This window comes from Chryseobacterium sp. G0162 (assembly GCF_003815715.1).
Lineage (GTDB): Bacteria > Bacteroidota > Bacteroidia > Flavobacteriales > Weeksellaceae > Chryseobacterium.
In genome coordinates, this window is sequence record NZ_CP033922.1 from 4,365,885 (window position 1) to 4,379,405 (window position 13,521).

At 35.9% G+C, this 13,521-nt stretch carries 16 protein-coding genes; all 16 read left to right on the plus strand.

Going from position 1 to position 13,521, the window contains the following annotated elements; genetic code table 11:
* Positions 1-10: 10 nt before the first annotated feature.
* The gene (locus EG344_RS19460; RefSeq protein ID WP_123911015.1) at positions 11-499 is read left to right on the plus strand and encodes an ecotin; all 489 of its coding nucleotides are present in this window, start codon (positions 11-13) and stop codon (positions 497-499) included.
* Positions 500-870: 371 nt separating this feature from the next.
* Positions 871-2,289 (plus strand): TolC family protein, encoded by a 1,419-nt coding sequence (locus EG344_RS19465; RefSeq protein ID WP_123856521.1) that lies wholly within the window; start codon positions 871-873, stop codon positions 2,287-2,289.
* A gap of 11 nt (positions 2,290-2,300) precedes the next feature.
* Positions 2,301-3,257, plus strand: a complete 957-nt coding sequence (locus tag EG344_RS19470) for an HlyD family secretion protein (protein WP_123911016.1) — start codon at positions 2,301-2,303, stop codon at positions 3,255-3,257.
* 73 nt (positions 3,258-3,330) lie between these two features.
* Positions 3,331-4,539 carry an ABC transporter permease gene (locus EG344_RS19475; RefSeq protein ID WP_123911017.1) on the plus strand — a complete coding sequence of 403 codons (1,209 nt, stop codon included), beginning with the start codon at positions 3,331-3,333 and terminating at the stop codon, positions 4,537-4,539.
* A gap of 324 nt (positions 4,540-4,863) precedes the next feature.
* Entirely contained in the window at positions 4,864-5,319 is a 456-nt protein-coding gene (locus EG344_RS19480; protein ID WP_123911018.1) for a DinB family protein, read from the plus strand.
* A gap of 11 nt (positions 5,320-5,330) precedes the next feature.
* Complete coding sequence (locus tag EG344_RS19485) at positions 5,331-5,801, plus strand: hypothetical protein (RefSeq protein ID WP_123911019.1); 471 nt, start codon at positions 5,331-5,333, stop codon at positions 5,799-5,801.
* 70 nt (positions 5,802-5,871) lie between these two features.
* The gene (locus tag EG344_RS19490; RefSeq protein ID WP_123911020.1) at positions 5,872-6,243 is read left to right on the plus strand and encodes a VOC family protein; all 372 of its coding nucleotides are present in this window, start codon (positions 5,872-5,874) and stop codon (positions 6,241-6,243) included.
* A 43-nt stretch (positions 6,244-6,286) separates the two neighbouring features.
* Positions 6,287-6,736 (plus strand): VOC family protein, encoded by a 450-nt coding sequence (locus EG344_RS19495; RefSeq protein WP_123911021.1) that lies wholly within the window; start codon positions 6,287-6,289, stop codon positions 6,734-6,736.
* Between the two features lie 135 nt (positions 6,737-6,871).
* Positions 6,872-7,267, plus strand: coding sequence for a DUF1398 domain-containing protein (locus tag EG344_RS19500; RefSeq protein WP_228412779.1), 396 nt, complete (start codon positions 6,872-6,874; stop codon positions 7,265-7,267).
* A gap of 143 nt (positions 7,268-7,410) precedes the next feature.
* On the plus strand, positions 7,411-8,088 hold the full coding sequence (locus EG344_RS19505) for a DUF2490 domain-containing protein (RefSeq protein WP_045498246.1): 678 nt from the start codon (positions 7,411-7,413) through the stop codon (positions 8,086-8,088).
* Positions 8,089-8,167: 79 nt separating this feature from the next.
* Positions 8,168-9,172 carry a bestrophin family protein gene (locus tag EG344_RS19510; protein WP_123911022.1) on the plus strand — a complete coding sequence of 335 codons (1,005 nt, stop codon included), beginning with the start codon at positions 8,168-8,170 and terminating at the stop codon, positions 9,170-9,172.
* Positions 9,173-9,290: 118 nt separating this feature from the next.
* A complete protein-coding gene (locus EG344_RS19515) occupies positions 9,291-10,901 on the plus strand; it encodes a Na+/H+ antiporter (protein ID WP_123911023.1) in 1,611 nt (536 codons plus the stop codon).
* A gap of 232 nt (positions 10,902-11,133) precedes the next feature.
* Positions 11,134-11,559, plus strand: coding sequence for an SRPBCC family protein (locus EG344_RS19520; protein WP_123911024.1), 426 nt, complete (start codon positions 11,134-11,136; stop codon positions 11,557-11,559).
* 4 nt (positions 11,560-11,563) lie between these two features.
* Entirely contained in the window at positions 11,564-12,064 is a 501-nt protein-coding gene (locus EG344_RS19525) for a GNAT family N-acetyltransferase (RefSeq protein ID WP_123911025.1), read from the plus strand.
* Positions 12,065-12,069: 5 nt separating this feature from the next.
* Positions 12,070-12,453, plus strand: coding sequence for a VOC family protein (locus EG344_RS19530; RefSeq protein WP_123911026.1), 384 nt, complete (start codon positions 12,070-12,072; stop codon positions 12,451-12,453).
* 35 nt (positions 12,454-12,488) lie between these two features.
* Positions 12,489-13,511, plus strand: a complete 1,023-nt coding sequence (locus tag EG344_RS19535; RefSeq protein ID WP_123911027.1) for a glutaminyl-peptide cyclotransferase — start codon at positions 12,489-12,491, stop codon at positions 13,509-13,511.
* Positions 13,512-13,521 lie beyond the last annotated feature (10 nt).

Here is a 13,521-nt window from a genome sequence, read left to right on the forward strand (position 1 = left end):
ACCAAATAAAATGAAATTTTCAAAAACTTTAATTACGGGATTGGTATTGATGGCTGGGGTAAGTGCTTTCGCTCAAAAGAAAGCTGAAAAGTTTGAAAAACTACAGATTGAAATGTTCCCAAAGGCTAAAGATGGATACAAGCAAGTATATATCCAGCTTCCAGTAGCAAAAAACGAAAGCGACTTAAAAGTTGAGGTTTTTGTGGGAACTGAAAAAATGTTAGACTGTAACAATTACTCCTTAATGGGAGAAATGAAAAGCCAGGATCTTCAGGGATGGGGTTACAACTATTATGAAGTAGAATCAAAAGGAGAAATGGCAGGAACTTTAAAAGGCTGTCTGGAACAGAAAAAGACCAAAAAGTTTGTTACGCTAAAACCGGAAATAGTAAGATATAACAGTAAACTTCCATTGGTATTCTATGTACCGAAAGACATAGAAGTTCGTTACAGAGTTTTAAGACCTGATAACACCATGAAAAAAGCTGTTCAAAACTAAAATTTGCAAGCTTATTATAAACAGAAAACTCCTCGCAGTAATGTGGGGAGTTTTCGCTTTTATATTCTTCATGTAAGATAAATGAATATTAGGATGGAGACTATGCTATCTTTTTGTTGTCACAACTCGGAGTTCTTAAATACTTTGTTTTCTACGAAAAAAAAGGTAAAGAGCAAGTGGTAAAAGTAGAGTTAAAATTTTTTTCAAAATTTTTTAGTTTTTAATTAACATTTAAACGATTTTGATAAGACTTTATTTTAAAGACTTTTATACTTAAACAAATTTTAAACTTGTTTTAAATTCATAGTTTTGTTAAATTATGTTTGAAGATTTTAACAATTTTTGCATTATATTTGTTATAAACATAAACCATGAAAAACAATTTATTGATTTTTACGTTTAGTTTTTTTGCTTTTCCTGCTTTTGGCTGGGCACAGTCTGCGCCGGACTTTAAAGAACTTCTGGATAGTGCAATGGTTCGGGACTCGAACCTGAAAATGCAAATTACCCAAAACAAGCTTACCGATCTTGACGAACATAAGTTAAAAGATATCTTTCTTCCTACATTGGAACTAAGTGGTAAAGCCGGTTATCTTAACGGAACAGCAAGGCTTACGTCTCCAGAAATTAATCTGGCTCCTTTTATCAATATTGCAGAGGGAGCTTTCAACAATAACTTCAATGTATCCGGATTTTCAGGCGTTGCCAAGGCAGAAGCCAAGATGCTTGTGTATTCCGGAGGAAAAGTTAAATACCTGAAAAAGGCAGTTGAGGAAAAGAAGAAATCTGAAGATGTTCTGTTAGAAAAATCCAGAGATGAAGTTGTGGCGAGTATTTCCAGAGCTTATGACCAGCTGGCACTGATCCATCAGTCTAAAAAAGTGCTGGATGAAAGTAAAAAAAGACTGGACATTAACAAAAAAACAGCAGATAAAGCATTAGGCTACGGGCTGATTACTCCTTACGATCACAAAAAAATTGAATTGGCTCAGGCTACTTTAAATGCAAAAGTGGTAGAATATGAAGGAAAAAAAGAACTACTTCTTACTCAGCTTTATATTTTAACGGGAATCAATAGAGAACGGTTAAAAATGATTGATCCAACGCTATCTCCTGTAGAACTTCTTACAGCAGAAAAAGGAATTGACCAAAGAGCTGAGGTTCGTGCCCTTGAGCATGGAATTGCTGCTGCAGATTATAAAATAAAAGCAGAAAGAACCTGGATGATTCCCAAAGTTCAGCTGATGGCTTCCGCTTATTATATTGGGTTATATGGTAACCATATCAAAAGCTCTGAAAATATAGTTCCTGCTGTTCCAATTCTTGGCTATGAAGGGAAAAAACTGGACTGGAGTCCTAATAATATCAATATTTTTCCTTTAATCACAGCCGGAGTTGGATTTAAATGGGAAATTTTTGATGGAAAAGAGGGGAAACATGCTGAAGAAACAGCAAAAGTAGGTAAGGAAGTACTTCAGAACCAGAAAGAAGATGCATTGAAAAAACTGTCGTTGAATTTAGCCAATAATCAAACCAATTATGATATTGCTACCGCCCAGATTACTTTAAAAGCTAAAGAAAAAGAACTGGCTAAAAGTGCATTGGTACAGGCAGAAAAAGAATTCAGATACGGTATGAGCAAATCCTCACAGCTTATTGATGCAGAAAATGACCTTGAAGTGGCAGAGCTAGGATATCAGAATGCGATTTTCAATCAGAGAAGAGCAGGAATAGAACTGATGAGAGCTACTCAGGAACTGGATATCACCAAATTTTATTTAATCCCTTAAAAATTAAAATGATGCATAAAAATATATCTATACTCATTGCTTCTCTGTTTTTATTGGGAAGTTGCGGCAAGAAAGACGAAAAGATAAAGGAACCGGAAGGAAAGACGAAAAAAGATGTGATCTCTTTTGCTCCGAAGGTTACCGGAAGAATTCTAAAAATATATGTTTCCGAAGGACAAACCGTAAAAAAAGGAGATACGCTGGCTCAGCTTGACGTTCCGGAAGTATCTGCAAAAATTGCGCAGGCTCAAGGTGCGGTAAGTGCCGCTACAGCCCAGGAACAAATGGCTAAAAATGGGGCTACACCAGACCAGCTGAGACAGCTTCAGGCAAAATATAAAGGACTGAAAGAGCAATATGATTTTGCTCAGAAATCCTATAGAAGAGCTAATAATATGTTCCGTGACAGTCTGATGTCTCCACAGGCACATGATGAAGTGTATGCTAAACTTCAGGGGGCAAAAGCTCAATATGATGCTGTAGTTGCAGAATTAGATGATGTGAACAGAGGAACCCGTTTCGAAAAAGTAGAAATGGCAGCAGGACAGGCTTCTCAGGCTAAAGGAGCTTTACAGGAAGCAAACGTGGCTTACTCTGAAAGATATGTCATCGCTACCAATGATATGGAAATTGAAACCATTAGTTTGAATACAGGTGAACTGGCAACAGCAGGATTTGCTTTATTCAACGGATATATTCCAGAGAGTACTTACTTTAGATTTACCGTGCCTGAAAGTGCTATTTCAAAGTATAAAAAAGGGCAGAATGTCAATATGCAGGTGGTTTACAATAAAGAAAACCTGGAGGGAACAGTAGTGTATATCAAACAACTGACAAGATATGCAGATATTACAACTGCTTACCCTGATTATCAGCTGCAGGATGCGGTCTATGAGATCAAAGTAAGACCTAAGGACGGTAATAAGGCAAAAAGCCTTTTGGTGAATGCCAATGTGATCCTGAAATAATTACAAATTAAAATGGCTAGGCTTAATACATACAGCTTGCCGTGTGTTTATTTAAAATTTTTAAAATATACAGATGAAAGAATTTTTCCGTCTTTTAAAACGAGAGTTCAAACTTTTTATCAGCAATTCTACCTTAAGAACAGTGTTCTTTTTGGCACCGGTCTTTTATGCTACCTTGCTGGGGTTTGTCTATCAAAGCGGAAAAGTTGAAAATACCCCTGTATTGGTTATCGACAGAGACAATACACCGCTGTCCAGTCAATTAACCGAAATGCTGGATGATAATAAAAGTATTAAAATTATCAGATACCTGCAGGAACCTTTGAGCATAAAAGATGAGGTGATCCGTCATGAGGCCGCAGCTGTCGTTATTATTCCGTCCCGTTTTGAAGGAGATATGCTTCAGAAAAAATATCCTGAGCTGAATGTGTATGTCAATACGGGGAACGTTTTGACGGCAAACTTTGCCTCCAAAGCATTACAGCTTACCATAGGGACGTTCTCTGCCGGAGCTTCCATTAAGGCTCTGCAGAAGGCAGGAATGCCCGCTGCAAAGGCTGTTACACAATATGAGCCTTTCAAAACCAATTATATAACTCTTTTCAATACGACCAGTAATTATCTTATTTTTATGTGGCCGGCCATGCTGGCGGTGGTATTACAGCAAGTAATTCTGTTGGCGATGGCGGTAAGTTTTGCTGCAGAATTCCAAAGAGGTTCTTTTGTAAAAGAGTATGTGAAAATGAAGAAATGGGCATTTCCAACAATGCTTATTAAGGTTATTCCAATTTGGGTATTCTCCATTCTTATCGTAGGTGTTTACTATCTTATGCACATGATTTTCAAAGTGCCGATGCCGGAAGGGATATTTAATTTTATCCTCCTGACCGCTGTTTTTGTAGGCTCTGTTTCCTTCCTTGGAGTGTTCATTAGTATATTAATTCCGGATGCTTTGAAGGCAACGCAAATCCTTATGGTTATTGCCTCACCTGCCTTTATCATTAGTGGTTTTACATGGCCTTTAAATGCGATGCCTGCCTTTGTACAGTTTATTGCGAACATTATTCCGTTAACTCCTTTTTTACAAGCCTTTAAAATTCTATTAATTCAAAAAGGATCTGTAGAACTTACTTTTCCATATCTGGAACATTTAAGTATTCTTTTGGTAATATATGCCATTATAGGATGGATTGCTTTAAAGATCAAGCTTTGGTTTATTTTCAAAAAAGCAGCTCCCCAGGAAATTGCAGTAGAAGGAGGTTCTGAAGCGGAAAATGAATAGTTTGTTTTCATCACAAGGAAAGAGTAGGGATTCATATTATACTCTCAAACATTTATACTCTCAAACTTCTAACACCACCCGGTCAAAAATTCGTTGAATTTTCGCTACTCCTCAGAAGGAGATGAAGGACCAGGTATGGAATTGTTATCGGCATAGAATTGTTATCGGTATAGAATAGTTGTGGAATAGATAAAATATACCCTCAAACCCTCATACACTAAAACTCTCAAACTCTTAGTTCGAACCTCAAAACAAAAAAAATCTCCACTATAAAAATCAAACAAAAAAACTGATATATTTGTCTGTAGTAAAAACAGATCGTATATGGAAAATGTATTTGACGCAAAAGATGCTCAAAACTATATTGATAGAATAAACAGACTGGTGGAAGATACTCATGGATTATGGGGAAAAATGACGGTGGATCAGATGTTGGCGCACTGTAGTATCACATATGAAATGGTATATGAACCGGAAAAACATAAAAAACCGGGATCTATTGCAAAATTTATTCTTAAAACTTTTGTGAAATCTAAAGTAGTAGGTGAAAAAGCCTATCCGAGGGATTCTCCAACAGCACCTCAATTTTTAGTGTCCGGAAGAAAAAACTTTGAAGAAGAAAGAAAAAGATTGATTGGTTTTATCCAAAAGACCCAGCAATTAGGAGCTGAAGCTTTTGATGGCAAAGAATCTTTCTCTTTCGGAAAATTAAAAGCTCAGGAATGGAACAATATGTTTGCAAAGCATCTTAATCATCACCTGGCTCAATTCGGAGTTTAAAAAATCACACTATGAAAAAATTTTTATTACTCTTCATTCTGGCAACCAATTTTGTGTTGGCACAGATGCCTAATATTTCAAATATATGGCTGAATAATAGTAAACCTTATATCGGAACCATTGGAAATAAGGGACAGGAACTGAAGCTTAAGATTACGATTTCTGAACAGAATAAAAAGAATGATCAGCAGTATTTTGTTTCAGGATACTCTCTTGTAGATACTAATTATACCAAATGGGAAGGAACAATTACCATTTCAAAATATAAAGATTCTAAAAGACAGGGAACTGTATTTGGAGAATACGAACTGGCTGAAGAGAATAAAGGAAAACATTCGGGCATTTTTAAAGGCCGATTCGTTTATAACTTTAAATGGAACAGGAAAACTGAAAAAGTGGAAGGGCAGTATATTCAATTGATCGGTGACTGGAAAAGCTATGATGGAACCCTTGAGTTCAAAACACATCTGAAAAACCAGTAATCCCAAACGAAGACTTGTTCTTAGATATACAATTGATTAATAAAACAATAACTTACATCAACTTTAAAATATGAAATTAGGAGCCTTTTCAATCAGTCTTAGTGTAAAAGACCTTCAAAAGTCCAAAGATTTTTATGAAAAACTGGGCTTTGCAACGATGGCCGGAGCTACAGAGCAAAATTATCTCATCATGAAAAACGGATCTACTTTGATAGGACTGTTCCAGGCAATGTTTGATGGTAATATGCTGACTTTTAATCCGGGATGGGATGAAAATGGCCAAAATCTTGAATCCTTTGACGATGTACGCGAAATCCAGAAACGTTTAAAGGAGAGTGAAGTAGAAATTGATAAAGAAGCTGATGAAAACACTTCAGGGCCTGAGCATATCTACCTGAAAGATCCGGATGGAAATATGATCCTAATCGATCAACACAGATAAACAGAATTCAAAATAAATTAAAACTTAACTAAAAAAAACAATCATGGCATCAGTAAACGTTTATTTAACATTCAATGGGAATTGCAGAGAAGCATTCGATTTCTATAAATCGGTTTTCGGAGGAGAATATCCTTATATCGGAACTTTCGGAGAAATGCCTCCCATGGAAGGAAAAGAGGTTCCAGAAGAAGATAAGAACAGAATCATGCACGTTACCCTTCCTATTTCCAAGGAAACGGTATTAATGGGAAGTGATACCGGGGGAGAATGGGCTTCCGACTTTAAAAAAGGAAACAATTTTTCAATTTCTATCAATGCGGAATCCAAAGCAGAAGCAGAGAAATTATTCAATGGTCTTTCTGCGGATGGACACGTAACAATGCCATTGGCAGATACTTTCTGGGGTGCTTACTTTGGAATGTTTACCGATAGATTCGGGATCAACTGGATGGTTAATTACGATGATCCTGCTAAAATGCAGCAACATCCATAAGATTTATATTTTGTATCTGAAATATAGTTATAAGTTACCGGCAGTCATCCTGCCGGTTTTTTATTTGATATTATATTTGCATCCCGAAAATTTTTAAATTTGATATAGAAACAATAATAATTAATTAAAAATAGAATGATGAAATTTACCCTTGAAGATATTAAAACTGAGCATCAAAAAGTAAAAAGTGGAGCCGATTTCCCTCAATATATTAAAGCGATTAAAGAACTTGGTGTTTCTCACTATATAACGTATGTGGAGGATGGAAAGACAGAATATTTTGATACCCATAATCAATCTGCCCAAACAACAGGTAAGTATGATAAACTTGGTGTTTCTGAAAAGGTGAATCTTGACCATTTTAAAACAAGATTAAAACTTCACCAGCAGGGAGGTACAGATTATATGACATTCTGTAAAGACTGTGCAGAAAATGGAATTGAAGGTTGGAAAATGGATCTGAATGCAATGACTTGTACTTACTTTGATAAAGAACGAAGAGATCTCTTAATAGAGCAGATTCCGGGGTAAAATAGTTGGAATTTGGTTAAAATGTCAGATTTAAAGTTGCTTACTATAAAACCTTGATTGTGTTAACTAAAAAATATCGTTTGCGATTATTGATTTAAATTATTAATTTTGTTAAAAACGATAGATAATAGTAATTGATAAGCATGAGAAAGGTTTTTACGAAGTTGGCATTCACGGTATTGAGTTTGGGGTCCGTTCTTACATGGGCGCAAAAAAATGATTTGGGTGCATGGTATATGTATTTTGGGAATAATAAAATCAGTAAAAAACTAAACTGGCATAATGAAGTTCAGTATAGAAATTTTGATGCTATTGGGGATCTGGAACAGCTTCTGATCCGCACCGGAATTGGATATGATCTGACAGAAAATAATAATAACGTATTGCTAGGATATGGATTTATTTTGAGTCAGCCTTATGTAAATGGTGATAAAAAGGAAAATATAGAACACAGAATTTTCCAACAATATATTACCAAGCAGAAGTTCGGACGTTTTAATCTTCAGCATCGTTATCGTTTGGAAGAACGCTTTCTGGAAGATGATTTTAGAATGAGATTTCGTTATATGTTAGGATTGAATATACCGATCACTCAAAAGGAAATGCTGCCGAAAACATTGTATGCATCTGTATATAATGAGATTTTCCTCCATTTCAATAGTCCTACTTTCGATAGAAACAGAGTTTATGGGGCATTGGGCTATGTCATTAACAAAAACATGCGGATTGAAGCCGGTTATATGAATCAGATTCAGGAAAACAGGAATAGAGGACAGATTCAGATTGGTTTTTATAACAATATACCGTTTACCAAAAACTGATTGTAACCGTTTCTGCTGAATGCGCTGATGAAAACCATTATTTGAAACTATTAAATAATTAACACAAAAATAACACATAATGCATTCAGGAAAAAGATTTGGAGCGCGCGAATTCATCAATTGGACACGGCGCAGTATTTATGCTTTAATCGTATTGGCAGCTATTCCTACGATTCTTTATTTTTTAGGTTGGAAATTTCTTTCCGTGCCCTGGCAACCTATTGCGATCATGGGAACAGCGGTTGCTTTTATCGTAGGATTTAAAAATAATGCAAGTTACAGCAGGCTTTGGGAGGCAAGACAGATTTATGGAGCGATCATCAATGACAGCCGTAGCTTTGGATATATTCTAAGAGACTCCCTTATTGTAAAAGATTCACATAAAGTAAAAGAAATGTTCCTTCGTCATTATGCATGGCTTACAGCACTAAGATTCCAGCTTAGAGAACCAAGAGCCTGGGAGAATACAGGATCTGCACAGTTTGATGAATATGCTAAAAAGTATGATATTCCGGAACGGCTTTCAAAACTGGATGATGAACTGAAGAAATACCTTTCAGATACAGAACTTCAATATATTCTGGGTAAGAAAAACAGGGCAACTCAATTGATGGCCTGCCAAAGTAAAGAATTGTCTGAAGCTTATGAAAAAGGAGAAATTAATGATTTTCAGTGGACACAGATCAATCAGCAGTTGGTGAAATTTACCGACAGTCAGGGAAAAGCAGAAAGAATTAAGAACTTTCCTTATCCAAGGAACTTTTCTTCCATTACCACTTATCTTTTGTTGTTGTTTATTGTATTTGTTCCTTTTGGGTTGTTGAAGGAATTTGATAAACTAGGTGAAGGTTCTGTGGTTGAAGGATGGACAATTTGGTTCAATATTCCTTTCTCCTTATTGGTAACATGGTGTTTTCATACCTTAGACAGTGTAGGAGAGGCATCCGTGAATCCTTTTGAAGGAAGCGCCAATGATGTTCCTATTACCCAGATCAGCCGTACCATTGAAATTGATATGAGAGATATGCTGGATGAAACCGATCTTCCGCCGGCAATTACTCCCAAAAATAATATTGTCCTTTAAAACCCTTATGGATCGAACTCTGCGTTATCTGCAAAATCTGCGTGAGCCTTGTTAAGAAAATAAACCTATAAGGTTGAAACAAAATAATTAAAAATAATACTTAAAAAAACGAAATCAAATGATTCACAGCTATGTTATAATATCCATTGTAGTCTTATTGTCTGTAATGATATTAGTAATGATAGGGCAAAAATTGAAAGTAGCTTATCCGATCTTTCTTGTAATTGCAGGATTGCTCATCAGTTTTGTTCCGGGAATGCCTCGTGTAGAAATAGAACCGGATCTTGTTTTTCTTATTTTTCTTCCACCCATATTATTTGAAGCCGCATGGTTTACGTCATGGCAGGATTTTCATAAATGGAGAAAACAGATCTTTTCCATGGCTTTTGGATTGGTGTTTTTAACATCAATAGTCGTTGCGTACCTTTCATCTTCTATTATTCCTGGGCTTACTGTAGCAATGGGATTCTTATTGGGTGGCGTAAATTCTCCACCGGACGCTGTAGCGGCTACTTCCGTATTGAAGCATATGAAAATCCCTAAAAAGATCACCAATATCCTTGAAGGAGAAAGTTTAATTAACGATGCATCCAGTTTAATTGTATTTAAATTTGCCCTTGCAGCCGTTATTTCAGGGCAGTTTATCTGGAGAGATGCCGTTCAGGATTTCTTTACTATGGCGATTGGAGGAATTGCAGTAGGAGTCGCAGTTGGCCTTCTGTTCGGAGCTTTGTTGAGGATTATTCCTACGAATTCTAATATTGATACTGTTATCACACTGATCGTTCCTTACATTATGTATGTTGGAGCAGAACACTTCCATTTTTCAGGAGTTTTAGCTGTGGTTGCAGGTGGATTGCTAATGTCTTATAATTCCCATTGCTACCTGAGTCACACCTCAAGAATTCAATCCGGAAATGTATGGAGTGTTCTGATATTTTTGATGAATACCATCATTTTTATCCTCATCGGTCTTGAATTGCCAATTGTTGTGGAGGGACTGACAGATTATACTGTTTCAGAAGGAATTTTCTACAGTGTGGTTATAGGCGGAGCGATTATCGGAACAAGAATAGTATACAGTTATGCGTTGATGTACTTCCCACGGCTTTGCTCTAAAGAATTAAGATTAAAGGTCCCGAAACCGGATTGGCGCGAACCTTTTATCATCAGTTTTGCAGCGATGAGAGGGGTGGTTTCATTGGCGGCAGCATTGTCTATTCCAGCATTTCTACCTAATGGAGATGCTTTTCCACACCGTAATATCATTTTATTTGTCACTTTCGTTATCATCTTAATTACCTTGGTAGGTCAGGGATTATTGCTCTCTCCAATCCTGAAATTATTAAACATTCAGGATGCAGGAAGTGAGTTGCCGGAAGAAAAACAGGAAGTTATTCTCATGCGTAAGCTTAAAGAAACGGCTTTGCATAAATTGGAAAATGATTTTTCTGAATTGGCAGTATCCAACAGTCTTGTCCGTCATCAAAAACATAAACTGGAAAACGAAATGATGTTGATGGCTGATAAAGCCCAATGTATGGCTTCTACCGGAGATTATGTAACGGCCATCAATGAAAATAAAGATGTTTTGCGCCAGGTGATTCAGGCACAGAGAAACGAATTACATAGAATGAAAAAAGAGAAAATATTTGACGATCACGTAATGAGAACCATTGAAATGCAGCTGGATTTTGATGAAGCAAAAATTACCGGATTTTCTCATTGATGCTATGGGATGTTTACAATAAAGTAAAATTAAACCACAGAAGTCACAAAAGGATTTAAACTAAGTCTAAAATTAAGGTTAACTTGCATAAAATGCACAAAGTGAAAATCTACAGATTTTTAAAACTTAAGTGCTCTTTTCAATAGTAAGAATATTAACTTTAAAATAACTTAAGTGTTAAGATTCTTTTGTGACTTTTATCGTTAAAATAATTGAGTTAAAGTTTAGTAATATGAATACACCAATCACCGTCCAATACAAAATAAATGCTCCCATCGATAAGATTTGGGAAGCATTGACAGATAAGAATGAAATGAAGTCCTGGTATTTTGATATTAAGGATTTTGAGCTTGAAGTAGGAAAAGTATTTAATTTTTACGAACCCGGAGGCGAAAATAAATACCATCATCAAGGTGAAATTCTTGAAATTCTTCCTAACCAAAAATTAAAGCATACCTGGTCCTATCCTGATTTTTCAGATTTGAAAACTACTGTAACATGGGAATTGCAACCAGAAGATAACGGAACTTTGGTCAAATTAACCCATGAAGAAATTGAAAACTTTAAAGAGTTGGGAGAAGGTTTTTCAAGAGAAAATTTTACCGGAGGCTGGAACTCCATTGTAGGCCAGAGTTTGAAAGAATATTTAGAAAAATAAAAGAATGATAGCATTAGAGTCTTTTCATATTAATGATGCGTCAGCATTGATTTCAAATATTAAAGATAAAAAAGCCCTTCTGCAGTTTGCCGGGCCTATGTATCGCTTTCCTTTAACCAAAGATCAGCTTGAAGTAGATTTGTCTGATGAAAACAGGACGCTATTCAAGATAATTGATGTAGAAAATCAAAATACAATCGGTCATGCCCAAATATTTCTAAAAGATGAAACATTTCTGTTGGGAAGAATTTTAATATGGGATGAGAATAACAGGGGAAAAGGGTATGGCAAAAAGGTGATGCAGGAACTTCTGAAGTATGGATTCAGTCATTTAAACAGAGAACTGGCGGAACTGAATGTCTACGACTGGAATACCGGAGCCATTGAATGTTACAAAAAAGTAGGCTTTGTTATTGATCCGGCTGTAAAGAATGAAGCGAAAATTGATGATGAAACCTGGGTTTCAATTAATATGAAGATTCACAGAGATACTTTTCAATTATAGAAGTTATGAGCAGATTTACTGGATTTCGACCCATGCTTTGGACGGAAAACCTCGATGAAACTATAGGTTTTTATTTGCATATTCTCGGTTTTGAGCTATTAGCCAGAAATGATGACTGGCATTGGGCATCCCTGAGAAAAGATGAGGTGTATATCATGCTTGCTTTACCCAATAAACATGAGAATACTGTGACCATTGGTTTTACAGGATCATTTTATTTTAATGTAAATAAAGTAGATGAATTATGGGAACATCTTAAAACAAAGGCAAAAATCTGTTATGAAATTGAAACTTTTGAATGGGGAATGAGGGAATTTGCAGTGTACGATAACAACGGATATATCCTACAATTTGGTGAACCTATGGATAATATTGGCAATACGGAATAAAATTTGCTATTTTTGGGGAAATATTTAGAAAGTCAATGAAAAAAAATATAATAGCGGGTTTCGCAGCAATTTTACTACTGGCATCTTGTAATAAGGATAAGGAAATTCTTGATACATTAAACACTTATAATAATTCAATGATGGCAAAAGGATATCATTTCGGTGATAAACTTCAACTTCCGAAAGAAGTAACGGAAAATGCAGAAAGCGTGACCATCAGTTTTGGAGATAAGGAAACAACAGATTTAACGATTGATCCTAAGTTTTTTACATTAGGAGATAATGCCGTTACTTTTAATATCAAAACCAAAGGTGGAGAAACCTTGAATCAGGATGCTACCATCAATGTATTTGCAAAAAATCCTGAAAAAAATATTGCTTACCAGATTGTAGCAGAATATCCTCATGATCCTAAAAACTTTGTACAGGGATTCCAGGCTGAAGGAAATACGATCTATGAAAGTGACGGTCAGAATGGGTCTTCGCAGATCTTAAAATATACATTGGGAACCACTACACCACTTGCGTCTACTAAACAGGCTCCGGAAGATTTTTCAGAAGGAAGTACGATTGTAGGAGATAAAGTATATCAATTGACCTGGCAGAGTAAAAAAGGATATATTTATGATAAAAGTTCTCTTAAATTACTTTCGGAATTTGCTTATCCGAACGTATTGGGTGAAGGTTGGGGATTGACGTATGACGGGAAAAGCCTGATTGCTTCAGACGGAAGTAAACTTTTATACTTTCTTGATCCTAATGATCCATCAAAACTAATCAAATATATTGCTGTAGCGGGAAGTTCACAAGCATACGACCAGCTAAACGAGCTGGAATTTCACAACGGATTCCTGTATGCGAATGTATGGCAAAAGCCAATCATTCTGAAAATTAACCCTACAACCGGAGAAGTAGTTGGGACATTTGATTTTACAGAAATTGCAAAACAAAACACCAAAGGAACAGATGATGTTCTGAATGGAATTGCTTTCAAAGGAGAAAATATGCTGGTAACAGGAAAGAACTGGCCGAAGATTTATGAAGTTGTTATTAAATAAGAAAAGTTTC

Bases quoted from the DNA above. Each gene is read 5' to 3' on its own strand.
- EG344_RS19510 (WP_123911022.1), top strand. From the start codon at position 8,168: ATGCATTCAGGAAAAAGATTTGGAGCGCGCGAATTCATCAATTGGACA.
- EG344_RS19515 (WP_123911023.1), top strand. From the start codon at position 9,291: ATGATTCACAGCTATGTTATAATATCCATTGTAGTCTTATTGTCTGTA.
- EG344_RS19500 (WP_228412779.1), top strand. From the start codon at position 6,872: ATGATGAAATTTACCCTTGAAGATATTAAAACTGAGCATCAAAAAGTA.
- EG344_RS19465 (WP_123856521.1), top strand. From the start codon at position 871: ATGAAAAACAATTTATTGATTTTTACGTTTAGTTTTTTTGCTTTTCCT.
- EG344_RS19505 (WP_045498246.1), top strand. From the start codon at position 7,411: ATGAGAAAGGTTTTTACGAAGTTGGCATTCACGGTATTGAGTTTGGGG.
- EG344_RS19495 (WP_123911021.1), top strand. From the start codon at position 6,287: ATGGCATCAGTAAACGTTTATTTAACATTCAATGGGAATTGCAGAGAA.
- EG344_RS19535 (WP_123911027.1), top strand. From the start codon at position 12,489: ATGAAAAAAAATATAATAGCGGGTTTCGCAGCAATTTTACTACTGGCA.
- EG344_RS19460 (WP_123911015.1), top strand. From the start codon at position 11: ATGAAATTTTCAAAAACTTTAATTACGGGATTGGTATTGATGGCTGGG.
- EG344_RS19530 (WP_123911026.1), top strand. From the start codon at position 12,070: ATGAGCAGATTTACTGGATTTCGACCCATGCTTTGGACGGAAAACCTC.
- EG344_RS19470 (WP_123911016.1), top strand. From the start codon at position 2,301: ATGCATAAAAATATATCTATACTCATTGCTTCTCTGTTTTTATTGGGA.
- EG344_RS19475 (WP_123911017.1), top strand. From the start codon at position 3,331: ATGAAAGAATTTTTCCGTCTTTTAAAACGAGAGTTCAAACTTTTTATC.
- EG344_RS19480 (WP_123911018.1), top strand. From the start codon at position 4,864: ATGGAAAATGTATTTGACGCAAAAGATGCTCAAAACTATATTGATAGA.
- EG344_RS19520 (WP_123911024.1), top strand. From the start codon at position 11,134: ATGAATACACCAATCACCGTCCAATACAAAATAAATGCTCCCATCGAT.
- EG344_RS19525 (WP_123911025.1), top strand. From the start codon at position 11,564: ATGATAGCATTAGAGTCTTTTCATATTAATGATGCGTCAGCATTGATT.
- EG344_RS19490 (WP_123911020.1), top strand. From the start codon at position 5,872: ATGAAATTAGGAGCCTTTTCAATCAGTCTTAGTGTAAAAGACCTTCAA.
- EG344_RS19485 (WP_123911019.1), top strand. From the start codon at position 5,331: ATGAAAAAATTTTTATTACTCTTCATTCTGGCAACCAATTTTGTGTTG.